The organism is Nostoc sp. (genome assembly GCF_036917775.1).
In the GTDB taxonomy this organism is placed as follows: Bacteria; Cyanobacteriota; Cyanobacteriia; order Cyanobacteriales; family Nostocaceae; genus Nostoc.
On the sequence record NZ_JBALEQ010000021.1, the window covers coordinates 45,283 to 63,598 of the forward strand.

Here is an 18,316-nt window from a genome sequence, read left to right on the forward strand (position 1 = left end):
AATTAACTAGACAATGGGCTTAAGCCCATTGTCAAAGGTAGACAAACTTTCGCCATCTCTACTAGGATTCTCTTAAAACGTACCCTACGCCGCGCACTGTCTGAATTAGGCGCTTTTGACCTTCATCTTCAATTTTGAGGCGCAGGTAGCGGATGTACACTTCAATGACGTTCGACTCACCCAGAAAGTCATAACCCCAAACATTTTCTAAAATTTGTTCGCGGGTTAACACCTCACGCGGATGTTCCATTAAGAATTTTAATAGTTCAAATTCTTTCATTGTCAAGTCAATTGCCCGACCGCCGTGGATAGCACGGCGACTTGCGATGTCTAAAATAAGATCCCCAAAGCGTAATTGCTCCGTGGTATCCACATCGGGTTTTAAGTAGAGGCGAATTAACTTCAAAAAGTCTTCTGAGCGGTAAGGTTTGAGGATGTAATCATCCGCTCCTGCTTCTAGACAAGCTACACGATCGTCGACGGTATCCCTTGCCATTAAAATCAACACAGGCGATCGCATACCAGTGCTTCTCAGATTTTTACACAATGAGAGTCCTGATTCTCCTGCTAGCATCCGGTCTAAAACAATTAAAGCAGGTTGGCGATCGCGACAGTATTGCAAACCACTGGTCGCATCATGAGCCAATATTGATTCATAGCCAGCTTCTTGTAAATCGCAAGCAAGGTGATTTGCTAGGCTCTCATCAGTTTCAATCACCAAAACACAGGGACTTGGAGCAACTGTCATAACAATTTGGGATATTGGATTTGGGATTGTAAAGATGTTCTAGAGAAAATCTTTACATCAGTTATAAAGTGCAATTACGAGTTTTTAACGATAAAGCAATCCTGATTTGACGCACAGCTAAGAATCTTTTAGCACGTTCAGGTGTCAGCAATCGAATTCTCCGATGCAATCTTAATAACTAACTCCAAATACCATCCCTATACCAGTAATTCTGGAAGGAAATTAGGGAATAGGGAATTGGGAAGAGGACAAGGGGACAAGGGGAAAGACTTGTTTCAAGTTCTCACCTCTTGTCCCCTTGTCCCCCTATTCCCCATTCCTCATTCCCAACGCCCAATCATCACGGTAATTCTACCGAAGTTGGTTTGGCAATATGTGGTAAACCCCAACCTAATTTTTCTCGTAAAATTCGGAAAAACTCAGGCGGTTGTAAGCGAATAAATCGCACACTATATTGCGATCGCTCCATATATACTCTATCTTCTGGTAGGACATAACACCCTCCATTACCATCCACTACCATCACTAGCCGAGGAATGTTGACTGGATAAATGTTTACCGATTCAGTATCTGGAAATACCAATGCTCTAGAAGCTAGAGAATGGGGACAAATAGGTACTAGCTGTAAAACAGGTACGCCAGGAGTCACAACTGGGCCACCAGCACTCAATGAGTAAGCTGTAGAACCAGTAGGCGTAGAAACAATCACACCATCCGCCGCGATATCTACTGGTGCATGACGACCTATGGCAATTTCAAAATGGCACATAGAGGTCAAAGGTTCTCGGTGCAGTACCATTTCATTCAAGCAGAGAGCTTCCCACAGTACTGCATCTCCCCGAAATACTTTGACGGTGAGCATGGCTCGTTCTTCAATTTCATACTCACCGTTCATTGCCTGTTCTAGTGCTTGGGGCAATTGATTCAGGAAAGTTTCTGTCAAAAATCCCATGTGACCGGTATTCACTGTTAATAGTGGAATACCACAGGGGGCTACCTGACGAGACGCTGCTAAAACAGTGCCGTCTCCCCCTAACACCACTGCAAACTCCATATCTGAGTCAAAACCAGGGGGCGTTAGACCGTCAATGGGGGTGTGGCATACAGGACTATCTGGATTAGAGTAGCCCAATATTCCACCGATACTTGATGTGATACACACATCCCAACCGGCTGCGGTTAGTTTGTCTTCCAACTCGATAGCGACACGACCCGCTATCGGTTTAACGTCATTGTAGATAATGCCTGCTTTCGGCACACTCAAATATCCAAGTTTAGGCGATGCTTTGTATTATGTAATCCTTACACATTTTGGGTCATGTAGTCATTAATCTGGAGTCAAATATCCAGAGTGTAGAGTTTCATGACTAATATCTGTTTTGTAATTACTATTGACTATTGGCTTTTGAAGACTGTTTAAAAGGAGTTTTTTTAGGTTTCTGCTTTTTATTTTTATTTTTCTGGTAGTCTACCTCTTTGAGCTTCTTCATGATGCGGCTGAAGTACTCTTGGAGATAGCTTTCTAGAGTTGTGGTTTGTTGCGGATCTAAGCCAAAAACTGTGTATACTTCATCCATTGAAGCATTTAGCTGTTTACCACTAGCCAATACTTCTGTAAACGCTAGCCTGTCGGCTACGTTCCATCCCCACTGAAAAGACCGCATTAAGCCCCGAACTGCACGCAGTAAGCTTATTGGCATCCGCGTTACTCTGGCATCTTTTCCAGATAAGCGTTCGCACAGGTTGATGATTTCTTCTGCACTCCATGCACGAGTCCCAACTACAGGAAAAGCTTGATTTTCCGTTTCGGGCACACTTAATGCACGAATTGCAAACTTAGCAATGTCCTGAGTATCCATATAAGCAATGGGAGAAGAATTACCTGTCACCCAAACTGGCTGTCCTTCCAAAATGGGAATCCCGTACTGGCCGATTAACCCTTGCATAAAACCAGCTAGCCGCAAGATGGTATAATTCAAGCCTGACTCAGCTAAGAATAGTTCTGTACAACGCTTAATTTCCATTAGCGGTACTTCTGGGTATTTATCCGCATCCAAAATTGAAAAGAAGATAAAGCGTTCTACACCTGCTGCTTTTGCTGCTTGAATTAATGCTACTTTGCCCTCCCAGTCAACTTGCTTGATACTCAGTGAATCTGTAGGACGAGATGTTGACGCATCAATAACTTGGGTTACACCAACTAAAGCTTCCGCTAAGGTATCGGGGTAACGTAAATTTCCTGGTACAAGTTCAGCACCCCATTCTTTGAGAAAAGCTGCTTTTTTACTACTCCGCACGAGGCAGCGCACTTTATATCCCTCATCGATTGCACGACGAGCCACTTGTCTTCCTAAGGTGCCAGTGGCACCGACGATTAATAATGTCATGAGGTTTGTAATAAATTTTAATGTTTTATGAAAAGAATGTTATCAGAATAACCTATGTAAACAAAAGTTTACATCTTTTCTAAGAAAATCGTTTGTTATGGAAGAATTCATGGGAAAATTGCTGTCCGGTAAACGGACAAGCCTTTTTCCCAGTTAGGGAAAAGTATGAACGCCAGCTTGGGGCGAACAGAACTTTTCAAGGCAGAGGAAAACCTCTTCCCTCTCAATAGTCAATTACCGTAGAAGTTATTCTTCTCCGCCTTGAATTTTCAGTAACAATGCGCCTAAGCCCCAGCCCACGAAGATTAAACCGAAGGACAATATAGCTGCATTCAAAATTTCGCCGCCCATTGGTGTGATTCTCCTTATGCAAATTAGTGTGTGTAAACTAGGTCTAGCAGAAGCTTTTCAATAGTTACTGTAGGATTAGACCTGTGTAAATAATTTTAAACTAGTTTAGCAAGTAATCCCTACTGGTTTGGGGGGCAATCCCTACTGTAGAGCGGAAGATAAGGGGGATGGGGAAAATTTTAATGATAATAATTATGAATAAATTTTATGTATCAAAATAATCAAGGTGATTTAGTGAATTTTAGCAAAAAGAATCGCCCACGTTTGGCACTGACGCTGGGAGATCCGGCAGGGATTGGGCCGGAGGTGATTTTAAAAGCTTTAGCAGAACCGGAAATTAGTAAAAAATACGACGTAACAGTGGTGGGTAGTGGGGATTTGCTGGCACAGACTTATCACAAATTGAATTTAATCGAGAATTTAGCACCTTTGGCAAATCCAGAAGAGTTGTCTGTCTGTGATGTGCAATTGGATGGAGAAATTAAAGGTCAAATTATTCCCGGAATAGGTAATGCGGCCAGTGGTGCGGCTAGTTTTGCCTATATGGAATATGCGATCGCACAAACACTCGCTGGTAAATTTGATGGGATAGTCACGGGGCCGATCGCTAAATCTGCTTGGAAAGCCGCAGGATATAATTATCCAGGGCAAACGGAACTTTTGGCACACAAGTCAGGTGTTGACCGTTTTGGGATGTTATTTGTGGCGCGATCGCCCCATACTGGCTGGACACTCCGTGCTTTACTTGCTACCACACATATACCCCTACGTCAAGTAGCGGATACATTGACACCGCAATTGTTGACACAGAAATTGGATTTGCTGGTGGAGTGTTTAGAGAAAGATTTCGGTATAGAAAATGGGAGAATTGCGATCGCAGGTTTGAATCCCCACAGTGGCGAACAGGGACAATTGGGACATGAAGAACAGGATTGGTTAATTCCCTGGTTAGAGCAAGAGCGGCAAAAACGACCAAAATTACAGCTAGATGGGCCAATACCGCCAGATACGATGTGGGTTAAACCTGGTCAAGCTTGGTATGGAAATTCTTTAGTCCAAAATCCTGCTGATGGCTACTTGGCACTTTACCACGACCAAGGCTTAATTCCTGTGAAGCTGATGGCGTTTGATCGGGCAGTTAATACTTCTATTGGCCTTCCTTTCGTTCGGACTTCACCGGATCATGGAACAGCGTTTGATATTGCGGGTAAGGGAATTGCTGATGCTACGAGTATGAAGGCAGCAATACATTTAGCGGCTGAATTGGTTAGTCAAAGGTTGGCGGTGGGTTATGGTTAAAAGTTCTTTGGTGCAATATTTACTAGGAGTAATGCTTACTTGAATTTTGAAATTATCGGAGACATCACCAATCTTGAAATAATTGCTGTTGGTAACTCTATTCGTGAACTAGAACTTTGCGTAAAACTTATGGTTCAGGACGGTGGTGGAAACTTAAAGGCTTTGCAACCGTTAGCTTAGACGACGGAAGTATTTATGAAGCTGAGTTACACTGGTATGAAATTTCAGCAACTCGGAACATATTTTCATGCGCCAAGCATACTGGTGAAAATAATGTGCGTCTGCTTTGGCATAATAATGCAAGACTTTATCAGTATTAGCTCTATGCTTATCCCAGATTTTATCTATAGGGGAAACTTCGGATAAGCTTTGTACATTTTGATTTTGTTGTAACTTATCTTGAGACAATATATTAAAAGCAATAAAGTTACTGTCTGAGGCTTGAGCAGACACAAAATCACCAAATCAGTTTGTATCAACGCCCCAAATTAACGTAAGTTATACGGTCAAACCTCAGTAAAAGTATTTAAGTAAGCAATAAGATTAATGCTGACTAATTTTTTGTTATTAACGGCTCTCCCAGACTAAATATGTTAAATTAAGAACAAAAATACCAACTGAGTAAAATCCTTCTTCTAAAATTATTGAAGTTAGTTAAGCCATAAGCCCTTCTTTTAATGAGCTTAATTTTCTGATTAATTCCCTTCCTGCGGAACGCTCCGCGAACAACAATACCTTGAGTAGTTCGGTGATCAAAATAAGCAAGAATCTCATCTATCCATCTACTAATGGTTCGACAACTTTTCGGGAAAAATTTATAAGCCGTTTCTGTCCATTCTAGGAATTTATATAAGGCTTCATCACTGGTTATATGACTTTCAAATATATCTCTAATTGCTTCTTTATTTCGATACATTTCTCCTAATTCTGGAGCGACTTTTTGCAGTAAATGTATCTTGACCTTCTCCTCATCATTGAGGTTTTCTTTTTTCTTTAATAAAGGGTATTTACTGTGAGTTAACCCGGCTAATTTCTCCTCTCTCTTTTTCCGGTTTTTAATTTTGACTGCTGCTCTTTTTTCTTGCCTTCTTCTTTCATCTAACTCCTGATTTATTTGTTTCATTACATGGAATCTATCTGCTACTACTTGAGCATTTGGTATCATTTCTTGGATTAAGCTTTTATATGGTTTCCATAAGTCTATACTGACTTCTTCTATTTGATTTAATACCTCTAAACCTAGGCTTGATAAGTATTCTGCTATTACCTCTTTATTTCTTTTCTCCAGCAATGCTATTGGTTTTCTTGTTTCTAAATCCACTAATACAGCCGCATAGTTTTTTCCTCCTTTTAGCTGGGTTATTTCATCTATGCCTAACTTTTTTAGCTGAAGGGGTTTTTCTTTGAGTAAATCAGCTTCTTGTTCTTTTAATAAGGTTTCTACCTCAGATGCTGTCATTCTATTTCTGATGGCTGCACTCTCTACATTCGTCTCTAATACTTCCTTAATTACTTTCGTCGCTAGTCTTTTTGTATAGGTTCTTCTAGTTTTTATAAAATTTAATAGCTCACTGAATACTTGATGACATTTCGTGCATCTCAATTGCCGACGGTTTACTCTTAACAATACTTGATAATCACTCAGAGGTATATCTCTAACTGTATACCAATGATTTTGATGGGTTTTATCAGTTGTATTTCCACAGTGAGGACATTGACTAACTTTCAGCTTATTTTCGACTTCTATTACTATTTCATACTCAGTGATAAAATGATAATTAATAACCTTGATATCTTCAAGATTAATAACTTTAGTAATAAAGTGTAGCAAGGGATTAGATGGCATATTTATTAAATCAATAATTTCTCTTTCAATTTTTTTTTACATTTTTACTTCTTAATTAATTTTCTATTCTTATCCCCGACTGGTTTTGAGATATTTTTTATGATAAATATATTGGTAACTATCTATTTTATTTATATTATTTTATCATAACCACTCTAGGAGAGCCTTATTAACTATGAAATCGCAAAGCTCAGGAAGTAGTGTTTTCGTCGGGTGCTTCAAACTTATAACCATAGCCGCGTACAGTTTTAATAAACTCTGGTACGCTAGGATCGACTTCCATCTTCTTGCGAAGCTGACCAATATGTACGTCAACCACCCGGCCATCTCCTACATAGTCGCAACCCCAGATTTTTTGGATTAACTGTGGGCGACTCCAAGCTTGATTAGGATGACTTGCCAAAAAATGTAAAATATTGAATTCCAATGCTGTTAAAGCGAGAAGCTTATCGTTTAGTATTACCTCCCGTCCCTCTGGATTAATTACTAGCTGCTTAAAAATGATCCTTTGTGTTGGCGAAGGGTTAATGTAGCGTATCCGCCTCAAAAGAGCTTCTATTCTAACTTCTACTTCTGCAAGACTAAATGGTTTAGTCATGAAATCATCAGCACCTGCACTCAAGATTTTAATTTTATCAGCCTCATCAGTCCTACTAGTCAGTATCAGTACTAAAACATTAGTACGACTCTGCATTTCTTGACAAAGGCTATAACCATTAACATCCGGCAAATTCCAATCCAGAATTACTAAGGCTGGATTGAATTGCTCAAAAATCGATAAGGCAGTCTTACCATCTGCTGCCGCCTCTATGTGATATTTCCGACTCAAAAAACGATGAACGAGATTTCTCACGCCAAAGTCGTCATCAACAATCAGAATTTTAGGAGTAGTAGCGGTAATCATAACCATAATGCTGCCTTTTGTAGATTGGGCGATTCGCTGTTGTCCCTGTTTTGCTGTATGTGTTTCTGTTGAGATATGGATTCACGCGCGTCTCTGCTGAATACGATCGCTACTGTAGTACTTGTATACAATTAATTTTCCATGAAGTTTATGAAAGCTTCAGCCACCGTAATGCGGATAAATTATATGATATTTGTATAATTTTGGATTTACATTGTATATTTTTATACTTAAATAAGTGTAAAGTAAGACAATTTTTACAATCAAAAATAGTCTAGAGAGATACCAGACGCTACGACAGTTTCCTACAACTTTGGAAAAGCAATGTACTCCCTGATTAATTAGTGATTCGTAAAGAACCACAAACTAAGCCATAAGCCAATTTAGATTCTACCCAATCCTACTTAAACTAACTGGTATCTGCTCCTGAAGAGGGAGTACGAAAATTCACTCAGCGTGCATTTATATGTAGCTACCCTTTTAAGCATATACTATACTACAAATTTCAGCCTGAGACTATAACATAACCAGAAGGTATAAGGGCCAGGGCAAAAACAGGTTTAACAGACAAAACTTCGAGTCAGCATAAATTAGCAATAGCTTTAGGCATTACACATTAACCAGGTTCCAAATTTTTTGCAGGTAAGTTAGTTTCCCGATCTTGTTTTGTGCAAATTTGCCCAACAGCTTTTTTAAAAAATAGAATAGAGCATATTATTTAAAATTTATTTAAATAAGTAAGTATTCAAAAGATAAATTTGAAATATTTTATTGAAATCAATATAAAAAATCTCTTTAAATAGTCCAATTTGACTATATTTGCAATGGGTTAAATGGTAGAAAATATTTTAATTAGCTACTCTATCTCAAGAGAGATTTTGAATAGATTCAGCCTATAGAAAGAGTAATTAAATATATTGACTCCGTTAGATTACGATTAATATCGTCATCAAGGAATACCTATGGTTAACAATTTAGTAGGCGGCATCATTCCTCCCCAACCACCAATACAAGGACAATCTGATGCTCATGTCCTAAAGTCTCGTTTAGAATGGGGCGAACCAGCTTTTACAATACTGGATGTGCGCGATCGCAACACCTTCAATGAAGGGCACATTATGGGAGCAATGCCTATGCCAATAGATGAATTGGTAGAGCGTGCAGTTTCTTCTTTGGATAAGAGTCGTGATATTTACGTATACGGTGCCAATGAAGAAGAAACTGCCCAAGCCGCGCAACAATTGCGTTCTAATGGATTTGAGCATGTCTCTCAACTTATAGGTGGTCTTGCTGGATGGAAGGCTATTGGTGGCCCAACAGAAGGGATTGTTGAATCAAAAACTCCCCCAGGTGCAGACGACTACAATATCGTAGATCGGCTAAAGAATCACGAACAAAATCAGCCAAAGGGAGGCACTAGCGCGACGGAAACTATCAAGAAAGGAGCTAGTAACCTCAAAGACAGCATTCAAGAAGGAGCTAGCAATCTCAAAGAAGGTATTCAAGAGGGAGCTAGTAATCTCAAAGAAGGCATTCAAGAGGGAGCTAGCAACATTAAAGAAGGCATTAGTGAATCTAAAGACAGAGATGATTCCAATGTCGGCTCTTAGGCAAAAATAACTGAGGAAATTAGCGATAGACCTCTTGCAGAAATCAAGAATAAAAACCCCACTATATCTTTGAATTACAACATCAAAGTCTCCCCTGTCTGCTTACAGGGAGAGACTACAGATGGGGTGTTAGAGAATTTTCCAAGAGGTCTAATCTTTATTTTCTATGGGCAAAGAGTTCACAATTCAATAGTCGAAAGACAGTATCACAAATTTTGCAAAAGACTCCATAAATTACACTCACAACGAAAGATGAAAATTTCTGTTGCAATCCCCAATACACTATTTTGAAATAGATTTAGTATTTGGTCTAATGTTCAAATAAATCCTTAAATTGCAATAAATCTAAAGAAACTATCGTTGGCAAAAATTCAAAACATTCTTGAGCAATTTCCCAGCGTTCTTCTCGTTTGAGCATTTCTGTTAACTTCTGCTGCACACTAAGTAAGTAACGCACATCATTGGCAGCATAACTAAGTTGAGCTTCAGATAAGCTAATGGCGTTACCCCAATCAGAACTTTGAGAGCTTTTATCTAGTTCTACTTTTTCTAACTCTTGCACCACATCTTTGAGTCCGTGGCGATTTGTGTAAGTACGGGCTAACTTACTAGCAATTTTGGTGCAGAACACAGGGCTAACCTTAATCCCTAGATTGGCCCGCAAAGTGGCAATGTCAAAGCGAGCAAAGTGAAACACTTTTACAACATTGGCCGCTTCGAAGAGCTTTTTTAAATTTGGGGCCTCAGTTTGTCCTTTGGCTATACGAATTACAGTGACTTTCCCTTCTAGGTTGCACAGCTGGACAAGACACAAGCGATCGCGCTGTGGCAATAATCCCATCGTTTCTGTGTCAACTGCGATCGCGGTCGATTCTAAATACTGTCCAAGGGCTGCGTCACTGAGATCGCGATCGCTTACCTGAAAATCTTGTAATGTCATGAATTGTTCAAAAATAATAGCAGTGTCCAGCAGATACAAGTCTTGTCAGACACTACATTATTATTGTGCAAAAAATCATAAATTAAATCTACCTAGTGCGAAAAAAGATTTGTGTCAGGTAGACTTCGCCTTGATTATTAGTAGCAACGCCAATTCCAGTCAGGTTGTAATTCCCTTTCAGATTCTTTAGATGTCCGGGACTGTTAATCCAACCAGTAACAGCTTCCTCTACAGGGTTGCTATATCCTCGGTTAAAAGCAACATTTTCCGCCGCACTGTTGTAGCGAATAGGGACAGCTTTGACTCGTCCTTCAAATCCTTGATGACTAAATGGGGTTTTCCCCTTAGCCATATTCTGACTATGAATTCTTGCCTGTCGAGTAATATTTGCATTCAGGGTCAACTTTGGCAGTCCTTTAGCAGCCCGATATCGATTAATTTGCTCAAAAACTGATTTTTCTAGCTCAGTTGTTTTAAAAGTAGGAGTCGATATTGCAACCTGACTGGAAAAAAGCGACAACAGCTTATTACGGGTGGATGTATTCGCAGAAGGATGATTTGGTATCGGAACAGTCGTTAATCCACTAGCAAGGACAAGCGCACTTAAAGCGATGCCAAAAGCAGTTTGTCGGAACATGGAGAATTGCGTGATGTGTAGAGATATAAGACTTCTACTCTACCTTATTGTTCCAAAGATATATACCACGATACTATTAAGGATTGATGAATTTCGGCAATTTGGCTACATCCTTTACAAGAAATAGAAACAATCATTTCCAATTGTCAATATTTCAATAGTTCATCTTCATAAAATAACGCTTATTTTTACTGAGAATTTAAGATTTTCATGAATTACTAAAAAATAATGTAGTATTCAATAGACAAATGTTATTGAAACTACATTATTCAACATCTAATAAAAGTTTTGCCAACAGACTCAAGTGTCGGGTATGTGAGAAAAAATCTAAATTTTGCTAAACTTATGAGCGAAGAAAAATTTGTGTGAAGTAGATTGCGCCTTTACTATTGCTAGCGACACCAATACCCGTCTTATCATAATTGCCTTTGATATTGGCTAGATGCCCTGGACTTTTGAGCCAGCCTTGAACGGCTATTGTCGCAGGATCGCTATATCCCTGGTTGTAAGCAACATTTTCACCAGCTGCCCTGTAGGGAATACCGATTGCTTTAATCCGCTCTGAAAATCCTGTATGTCCGAAGGGAACTTTCCCACTAGCCATATTCTGACTATGAATCCTAGCTTGATTATCGATAGCAGCATTACGAGTTAACTTTGCTAGCCCTTGGGAAGTTCTGTAATTATTAATTTGGTTAAAAACCGATTGCTCTAAAGCAGTAGTGTCGATAGTCGATGCTGCAATTTTGAAAGCATCACTTGATAGAGATGAAGACACTGGTGTAAAAGTTGAATTTGTTACAGGAGTAGCGATCGCTCCGCTACTGAGGACAATAGTGCCTAAAGCAACGCCGTAGATTGTTCTTTTAATCATTTGCTGAAAGTAAAGTTCCAGACAATCTAATCAAACTAATCTAAATGTGACAAATTGCCTATAGGTCTATATACTTCTGTTTATGCTCTTTTTTGTTCAAACGCTACTACAAAACTTTAAAATTCACAATTTTACGAAAAAAGTGCTATTTATGAAAAATTTCCCTCTACCCTTAGGATTATTTTCGCTATATTAAATAGCATAATTTTTTCCACTACAGCCTCTGTGCGAGTAGCTTTGATTGAGGGTTTATAACTCTTCTTGCACTACACGTAACACCCGTGCAATATATTCTGCACGCCACTGTTCTCGATCTTTTGTTACTTTTGCATCTGGTTCGTAAGCTTCGATCTCAGTAGCCGATAAAATACCTTTAACCTCCAGTAACCTTTCAATGGTGTCCAGACGCTCATGTAGTACAGACACCTCGCCAGTCAAAGCCATGACCATCGCTAACAATTTATCGATTTGTGGATTGTCTAAGTAAACAGGTCGTTTGCCCTTAGCTATTTTTGTCATTCGAATACCAATTCTCCAAAAGTAAGACTACATACACAAAACAAAGAAACCCAGATAAAATCTGGCTTTCTCAATTACGAATTCCGAATTGGTATTTACTTCGTTGCAGCAACAACAAACCAAGTCTTTACGCTGCCTGAGTTACCATTTTGAAAAAGACCATTAGTTACTTTTGCTTTCCATGCCCCATTAGGGATAAACTTCTCAAATGTCTTATCTGCTGCAAAACCAGCCTCAGTAGCTAGCGTCACCAAATCCAGATCGCGTACTGCACTCCAAAAGGGTTCGTTGTTGTTAGCGGTTTCCCAATCAAAAATGAATTGTGTATAAATATCCATGTGATGATACAAGGGTGCTTCCAGATGGAGCATGATTCCACCGGGAGCCAGTAGACGATAAGATTCTTGCATGACTTTACGGACGGCTGGCGGGGGAATTTCATGCAGCAAAATATGAGAAACCACTAAGTCAAATGATTCATCTGGAAAGTTAGTATGTTCGGCATTTTGCTGTGAGAAGTGTACCCGTTTGCCTAATGCTTCGGCTCTTGCATGAGCGTAACGCAACATGGGTGCGCCAACATCGATGGCATGGACTTCTGCATCTGGGTAAGCATCTACGTAGGGTAATGTGCTATTACCAATAGAACATCCCATATCAAGAATTTTTCTGGGTCGAAAGTCTGGATACTCTGGCAGAAGGTAGTTTTGGACTATAGATAGCCCCATATCATTATTAAGCGGCCCCAACCAACCAAGACCATAAAGGTAAGCGCCGCGATCGTAGGTTGCACCAGCAGCTACATCATCAGTAGTGAATTCGCTGTGATATCCTCCAGGCATACAGTGAATGTCTACAGCTTTTTGATAATTAGGTATTTGAAAATTTGGGTCGAGGGTTAAAGTACCCAGTTCACTACCACGAGCTTTGGCACGCTCAATCAATTCTGGCAGTTGTCTGTCAACACTGGTATTTACAGCATTCCATAATATTTCCTGGTTGATGCGCTTGAGGGCACTAGTCCATTGGTAGTAAGGTTCATACTGCATTACTTCCCGAATTTCATGGCGATTTTGGGGAGGACGCTGATGTTCTTGTTCAAACTTCGGCTTGGCTAGTTTTTCATAAACTATTTTATTGCCAGGAGAAATATTCCTGAAAATGTGCGTTTTCAGGCTTTGCACAAAGTTTTGACGTGCCAACTCATCATGAGTGGGTTGTGGTAGCATAGCGTGTTGGAATTGTTGATCCATCATGGCTTCCTCCCAAATATTTTAAGTAGATTTACGCTGGATCTAATAACTTAGCTACCGTTTGTACATCTTTATCACCGCGTCCAGAGCAGTTAATTACAATTCGGGGACTACCGCTTAGTTGGGGACATAAGGTTTCAAGATATGCGATCGCATGGGCTGTTTCTAATGCTGGGATAATCCCTTCCAATTTCGATAATCGCTGGAATGCAGCCATTGCCTCTGCATCTGTCACACTATAATATTCAGCGCGACCAGTATCTTTCAAATAGCTATGTTCTGGCCCCACACCGGGATAATCTAACCCTGCACTAATTGAGTGTGCCTCAATGATTTGCCCATCCTCATCTTGTAATAGATAGCTCATTGCTCCGTGCAATACGCCAACCCGTCCTTTTGTCAAGGTTGCTGCGTGTTTTTCGGTATTAACACCTTCTCCGGCTGCCTCAACCCCAATGAACCGGATAGAAGACTCATTAATAAACTCATAGAATAGTCCCATTGCATTGGAACCACCACCCACACAAGCCAAGAGAATATCAGGCAATGTGCCCCACTTTTCCATTGCTTGGGCGCGAGTTTCTTGGCCGATTACTGCGTGGAAATCACGTACCATCATCGGGTAGGGATGGGGGCCTGCTACTGAACCCAGAATGTAGTGAGTTGTTTCCACATTTGTCACCCAATCGCGGATTGCTTCTGAAGTGGCATCTTTCAGGGTTCCAGTTCCCGCTTCCACCGGACGCACTTCTGCTCCCATTAACCGCATTCTGAAAACATTTAAAGATTGGCGTTCCATATCATGAACGCCCATATAAATTACGCATTCCAGCCCAAAACGAGCGCAAACTGTGGCTGTAGCAACTCCATGTTGTCCAGCACCAGTTTCGGCAATAATCCGTTGCTTACCCATGCGTTTCGCTAACAAGACCTGACCAAGGGCATTATTGATTTTGTGAGCGCCAGTATGATTTAAATCTTCGCGCTTTAGATAAATTTGTGGCCCAGTGCGATCGGGTCGGGCATAATTAGCAGTCAGGCGTTCAGCAAAATATAATGGTGTGGCGCGTCCCACATAGTCTCGTAACAACTGCTGTAATTCTGCTTGAAAACCAGGGTCATTGCGGTATTGCTGATAAGCTGTTTCTAATTCAGCAAGGGCAGGCATCAGCGTTTCAGGTACATACTTACCGCCGAAGCGTCCAAAGCGACCTAACGCATCGGGAACCTGAGCAGTTGAACTTGGAGAGAGGGGAGTGGTAGTCACAGGCTGTTTTCGATGACGGAAATGACTTAATTATTATAGAAAAGTCTGGGACATATCTGGGTATATCTAGGGAAGGGGGAATGGGGAAGAAGCAAGGGAGCAGGGGGCAGGGGGCAGAGGGGAAACAGGAAATGTTATTCTCCCCAATTCCCAATTCTTAATTCCTGGCAATGGATTTGTAATGTTAGCCTAGAAATTGATATCCCAGCAGAATGGTTGCGTAGAAGTTTCCACTGCCTTTGAAATTTTTCTTAAACATTTATTTTATGTCTTCTTCCAATTCTAAATCTTCTGACAAAAGCTTCGTCTACCGCGAATTTGGTAACGACAACTCCGCCGCCACAGAAAGACCAATTCCAGAACTGCCCCCACAACAACAAAATCTAAAAGTACAAGCTTCTCGCAAAGGACGCAAAGGCAAAACTGTCACAGTGATTAGCGGTTTTCAAGCTAAACCAGAAACCTTGGCAGATTTAGTAAAACAATTGAAGACCCAGTGTGGGACAGGTGGGACACTTAAAGATAACGAAATTGAAATTCAGGGCGAACACAAACAGAAAATTGTCGAGATTTTGACCAAGCTAGGTTATAAAGCCAAAATTAGCGGTGGCTAATTTTGAGTGCGGTTTACCGAATCTTAACTGTTACCTCGATTTAGAAATGGAATGTTATCTTTGAGAGATACAAATATGCTTGAAAAGTGGTGAATCACTTCACTAACAAGCTATTTTTAGTGAGATAAACAGGAGGTTTAAATGGATTTAGTTCGGATTTTGTGTGCCATTTTCGTACCACCTTTGGGAGTTTTTTTACAAGTAGGTTTTGGTATAGACTTTTGGATTAATATAGTTCTGACGCTTTTCGGTTACATTCCTGGAATTATTCATGCAGTATGGATAATTGCTAAGAAATAATTCTTTGTACGAGTAGATTAGGTGTAAACATATCTACAGAGGCAATTAATCAATTGCCTCTACAAAAAGATTTTTGAGTTGGATGTCTGCACGGATATATGACAATACCATACTTATTTTACTTAAAACACTCTAAAGACACGATAAATCATGTCGATAAAGTATTAATCTCTGTGGCAGTCAATCTCGAATTAGCTCTCATTTTTTAACATTGCATAGAGTCTAAACTCTAGAAGCAAAGGGCAGATATGTAACTGCCATTGCACAGTTGAGACATTCAAATCTTTGATTAAGCCAGTGCGTATATCTAATACCCAACCATGAACCATAGGCGCTTTTCGCTCATAAAGTGCCTGACGTAGGATAGAAGTTTGGTAGAGATTTTTCACTTGCGCCACTACATTTATTTCTGCCAAACGATTCAGACGTTCTTCTCTGGTTGGTAAGGCATCAATTTCTTCTTGTTTGTGTAAATACAGTTCCCGAATTGGATTTACCCAATTATCAAGAATGCCGATGGTTCTCCCTTCTAGAGCCGCTTTAATTCCTCCGCAGTCGTAGTGACCACAAACAATAATATGTTCCACCTTAAGATGTAAAATTGCGTATTCTAAAACGGCTAAAAAGTTAATATCCGTTAGAGAAACTTGATTCGCAATATTACGATGAACAAATAATTCTCCTGGTTCTGTACGAGTCAGGTTTGTTAAGGGTAAACGACTATCAGAACACCCGATGTATAGAAAAGGTGGTGTTTGTCCCTTAGATAATTCTTGAAAGTAAGTTGGATCTATAGCTAATTTCTCCGCAACCCAAGCCTGATTATTTCTGAAGAGTTCATCAATGCTGTTATATTTCATCTTTAGTCAAATTCGGGAGATAATCTCATAAATATTTTAGCTGAATTACAGTTTCCGCTAAATCAGTATGAACTTGTTGCAATCTAAAATTTGAGAAAGAGAATAGTCTTTTTTTACAACATTAATATATTTATTGTATAAATTGTAAACAGAGGATTTAGGATTTAGAGAGAAAATAACTATGTATAACTTTAGGTAAATAGCTAAATAAAGTAAAATTTACATCACTAAGAATATGATTATTGAGACTGCCAATTTTAAACCCTCATCTAGCATCTATAGATATTTTTGCAAAGTAAAAAAAGTTCTATAAACATAATTACTTTAAATAACACCCTAAACCTTGCATTTGAGTCAAGGAAGTGCGGACTAACTTTTAAGTGCTATCTCTTTAATACACAGAGACATTTATTTCCTGATAACAGTAAACTATCTTAACAAAGATGCCAAATTTGAGGTTGAGATATTCAGTTATCAGCTTCAATCGGGGGCAACAACTTTGCTACCATTATGATGGTTGATTGACCATCGGTGATCGACAGTCACAGAGGAAAACTCGCAAATTTCTTCTAGTCGTTTTTGTTGTACCGCAGCTTTACGGAGAGTAATAATTAGTTGATTTACCTGATGCCGTAAATCTGGATTATCATTAACCGCTAACATAGTTTGTCTTTCTAAAAGTTGAAGTATAAGTTCGTAGTGAATAGGTGAAGGTAGAGGAATTTGCTCCATGAAGTTTAATTTTGATTTCATATTTGGAATTTTGTCTTAGTCAAATTTCATCTCTCTTACATAAATTGTTACATAAGAAATAACTAGTTGCTTATGGCTTTAATTTGATTAGCGATGAAGATTTGGCAAAGATATTGATAATAGTTAACAGCAAAGTGCTGCGTGTCTACGCATAGTATGCCCCATTAGTTGCCCTGCACTAAGAGGTACAGGGGAAGTTTTTATTTCAGAAATTCTTCGGTAATATACTGGCGATCGCAGCGCCGGGATCTGGTTGTTTTACCAAAGACTCTCCAATGAGTACAGCAGATGCACCTGCTGTAAGCACTAAACTCAAATCATCGGGGTTGTGTAGTCCTGACTCGCTGACAACAAGGATGTTTTTCTCCTGCAATTGGCTACCCCTTGCAGCTAAAAGTTGGCAAGTAGTTTGCAAGTCAACGGAGAAATCTTCCAAATTGCGATTATTGATTCCTACTAAGGAGACCCCATCCAAGGCTAACACACGGTCAAGTTCTGCCAAGCTATGGACTTCAATCAAAGCTGCCATTTTCAAGTTGTTAGCAATTTTGAGGAAGTATTTCAAATCTTGATCGCCCAGGATAGCCGCAATCAACAAAATCGCATCTGCACCATGAATCCGCGCCAAGTATATTTGGTAAGCATAAATGATAAACTCTTTGCATAATAGGGGCAAATCTACGGCAGCCCGAACCTTGGCTAAGTTTTCAAAACTACCTTGAAAAAACTTGACATCGGTTAGCACCGAAAGACAACTAGCACCACCTTGCTGATAAGATTGGGCGATCGCTACTGGGTCAAAATCTTCTCGGAAAACGCCTTTACTTGGTGAAGCTTTTTTAACTTCGGTAATCAATGCTGGCTTAGTCTTACCTTGGCGCAAAGCGGCAACAAAATCACGGGTTGGCGGCGCAGTCAGTACCTGCTTTCGCAATTCTTGCAAAGGAACCTTTTCCCGCATCAGGTCATATTCTACTTCTTTCTGCCAGACAATTTCTTCCAAGATGTTGTTTGGCGCTGAATCAGGTACGGCAGCCTGGTAACGTAACATGGATACAGCAATAGCTGGGTTAGGGGAACGACGACGGATTTGCATAATTAGTCATTTGTCAGTGGTCATTGGTCATTTGTCATTGGTCATTTGTCCTTGTTTA

Annotated in this window: 19 protein-coding genes and 1 pseudogene; 5 read left to right on the top strand and 15 right to left on the bottom strand. The window is 39.9% G+C overall.

All coding sequences use genetic code 11. The features are described 5' to 3' along the window. Positions 1 to 61: 61 nt before the first annotated feature. The 4 genes from nblR to petM all read right to left on the bottom strand — a co-directional run bounded on the left by nblR (position 62) and on the right by petM (position 3,486). A complete protein-coding gene (nblR, locus tag V7K69_RS02985) occupies positions 62 to 748 on the bottom strand; it encodes a response regulator transcription factor NblR (RefSeq protein WP_335031290.1) in 687 nt (228 codons plus the stop codon). Positions 749 to 1,088: 340 nt separating this feature from the next. Continuing rightward, positions 1,089 to 2,006 (bottom strand): NAD(+) kinase, encoded by a 918-nt coding sequence (locus tag V7K69_RS02990; protein WP_335031291.1) that lies wholly within the window; start codon positions 2,004 to 2,006, stop codon positions 1,089 to 1,091. 130 nt (positions 2,007 to 2,136) lie between these two features. Next, positions 2,137 to 3,135: an SDR family oxidoreductase gene (locus V7K69_RS02995; RefSeq protein WP_193948353.1), complete on the bottom strand. Its 999-nt coding sequence runs from the start codon at positions 3,133 to 3,135 to the stop codon at positions 2,137 to 2,139. Between the two features lie 246 nt (positions 3,136 to 3,381). Beyond that, positions 3,382 to 3,486: a cytochrome b6-f complex subunit PetM gene (gene petM, locus V7K69_RS03000; protein WP_012410508.1), complete on the bottom strand. Its 105-nt coding sequence runs from the start codon at positions 3,484 to 3,486 to the stop codon at positions 3,382 to 3,384. 207 nt (positions 3,487 to 3,693) lie between these two features. Between petM and pdxA the strand changes: the two genes are divergently transcribed. Together pdxA and V7K69_RS03010 are read left to right on the top strand one after the other, a co-directional pair. Then, positions 3,694 to 4,785 carry a 4-hydroxythreonine-4-phosphate dehydrogenase PdxA gene (gene pdxA, locus V7K69_RS03005; protein ID WP_335031294.1) on the top strand — a complete coding sequence of 364 codons (1,092 nt, stop codon included), beginning with the start codon at positions 3,694 to 3,696 and terminating at the stop codon, positions 4,783 to 4,785. Positions 4,786 to 4,901: 116 nt separating this feature from the next. After that, positions 4,902 to 5,105 (top strand): hypothetical protein, encoded by a 204-nt coding sequence (locus tag V7K69_RS03010; protein ID WP_335031296.1) that lies wholly within the window; start codon positions 4,902 to 4,904, stop codon positions 5,103 to 5,105. A 278-nt stretch (positions 5,106 to 5,383) separates the two neighbouring features. On the opposite strand, the gene V7K69_RS03015 is transcribed toward V7K69_RS03010, so the two are convergent. Together V7K69_RS03015 and V7K69_RS03020 are read right to left on the bottom strand one after the other, a co-directional pair. Continuing rightward, on the bottom strand, positions 5,384 to 6,631 hold the full coding sequence (locus V7K69_RS03015) for an ISL3 family transposase (protein WP_335031298.1): 1,248 nt from the start codon (positions 6,629 to 6,631) through the stop codon (positions 5,384 to 5,386). Between the two features lie 190 nt (positions 6,632 to 6,821). Further along, a complete protein-coding gene (locus tag V7K69_RS03020; protein WP_335031300.1) occupies positions 6,822 to 7,541 on the bottom strand; it encodes a response regulator transcription factor in 720 nt (239 codons plus the stop codon). Positions 7,542 to 8,497: 956 nt separating this feature from the next. Between V7K69_RS03020 and V7K69_RS03025 the strand changes: the two are divergent. Next, positions 8,498 to 8,944 (top strand): annotated as a pseudogene (locus V7K69_RS03025) (rhodanese-like domain-containing protein); the annotation flags it as partial. A gap of 511 nt (positions 8,945 to 9,455) precedes the next feature. On the opposite strand, the gene V7K69_RS03030 reads toward V7K69_RS03025, so the two are convergent. From V7K69_RS03030 to trpB, 6 genes are all read right to left on the bottom strand, one after another. Continuing rightward, positions 9,456 to 10,085 carry a ribonuclease H-like domain-containing protein gene (locus V7K69_RS03030; protein ID WP_335031302.1) on the bottom strand — a complete coding sequence of 210 codons (630 nt, stop codon included), beginning with the start codon at positions 10,083 to 10,085 and terminating at the stop codon, positions 9,456 to 9,458. A gap of 88 nt (positions 10,086 to 10,173) precedes the next feature. After that, positions 10,174 to 10,722, bottom strand: a complete 549-nt coding sequence (locus V7K69_RS03035) for a CAP domain-containing protein (RefSeq protein ID WP_335031304.1) — start codon at positions 10,720 to 10,722, stop codon at positions 10,174 to 10,176. A gap of 343 nt (positions 10,723 to 11,065) precedes the next feature. After that, positions 11,066 to 11,596 (bottom strand): CAP domain-containing protein, encoded by a 531-nt coding sequence (locus tag V7K69_RS03040; protein ID WP_335031306.1) that lies wholly within the window; start codon positions 11,594 to 11,596, stop codon positions 11,066 to 11,068. Positions 11,597 to 11,845: 249 nt separating this feature from the next. Next, positions 11,846 to 12,040: a hypothetical protein gene (locus V7K69_RS03045; protein ID WP_335031308.1), complete on the bottom strand. Its 195-nt coding sequence runs from the start codon at positions 12,038 to 12,040 to the stop codon at positions 11,846 to 11,848. 170 nt (positions 12,041 to 12,210) lie between these two features. Further along, positions 12,211 to 13,371, bottom strand: coding sequence for a class I SAM-dependent methyltransferase (locus V7K69_RS03050; RefSeq protein ID WP_335031310.1), 1,161 nt, complete (start codon positions 13,369 to 13,371; stop codon positions 12,211 to 12,213). 28 nt (positions 13,372 to 13,399) lie between these two features. Then, on the bottom strand, positions 13,400 to 14,635 hold the full coding sequence (gene trpB, locus V7K69_RS03055; protein WP_335031312.1) for a tryptophan synthase subunit beta: 1,236 nt from the start codon (positions 14,633 to 14,635) through the stop codon (positions 13,400 to 13,402). Between the two features lie 266 nt (positions 14,636 to 14,901). Here trpB and V7K69_RS03060 point away from each other — a divergent pair, with 266 nt between their 5' ends. Continuing rightward, complete coding sequence (locus tag V7K69_RS03060; protein ID WP_012410518.1) at positions 14,902 to 15,249, top strand: translation initiation factor; 348 nt, start codon at positions 14,902 to 14,904, stop codon at positions 15,247 to 15,249. A 141-nt stretch (positions 15,250 to 15,390) separates the two neighbouring features. Beyond that, complete coding sequence (locus V7K69_RS03065; RefSeq protein WP_012410519.1) at positions 15,391 to 15,549, top strand: YqaE/Pmp3 family membrane protein; 159 nt, start codon at positions 15,391 to 15,393, stop codon at positions 15,547 to 15,549. Positions 15,550 to 15,740: 191 nt separating this feature from the next. Here V7K69_RS03065 and V7K69_RS03070 read toward each other — a convergent pair whose 3' ends face one another. The 3 genes from V7K69_RS03070 to trpC all read right to left on the bottom strand — a co-directional run bounded on the left by V7K69_RS03070 (position 15,741) and on the right by trpC (position 18,258). After that, positions 15,741 to 16,409: a carbonic anhydrase gene (locus V7K69_RS03070; protein WP_335031314.1), complete on the bottom strand. Its 669-nt coding sequence runs from the start codon at positions 16,407 to 16,409 to the stop codon at positions 15,741 to 15,743. A gap of 480 nt (positions 16,410 to 16,889) precedes the next feature. Next, positions 16,890 to 17,141 carry a DUF5340 domain-containing protein gene (locus V7K69_RS03075; protein ID WP_163929097.1) on the bottom strand — a complete coding sequence of 84 codons (252 nt, stop codon included), beginning with the start codon at positions 17,139 to 17,141 and terminating at the stop codon, positions 16,890 to 16,892. 226 nt (positions 17,142 to 17,367) lie between these two features. Further along, positions 17,368 to 18,258: an indole-3-glycerol phosphate synthase TrpC gene (gene trpC / locus V7K69_RS03080; RefSeq protein ID WP_335031316.1), complete on the bottom strand. Its 891-nt coding sequence runs from the start codon at positions 18,256 to 18,258 to the stop codon at positions 17,368 to 17,370. Positions 18,259 to 18,316: the final 58 nt, after the last annotated feature.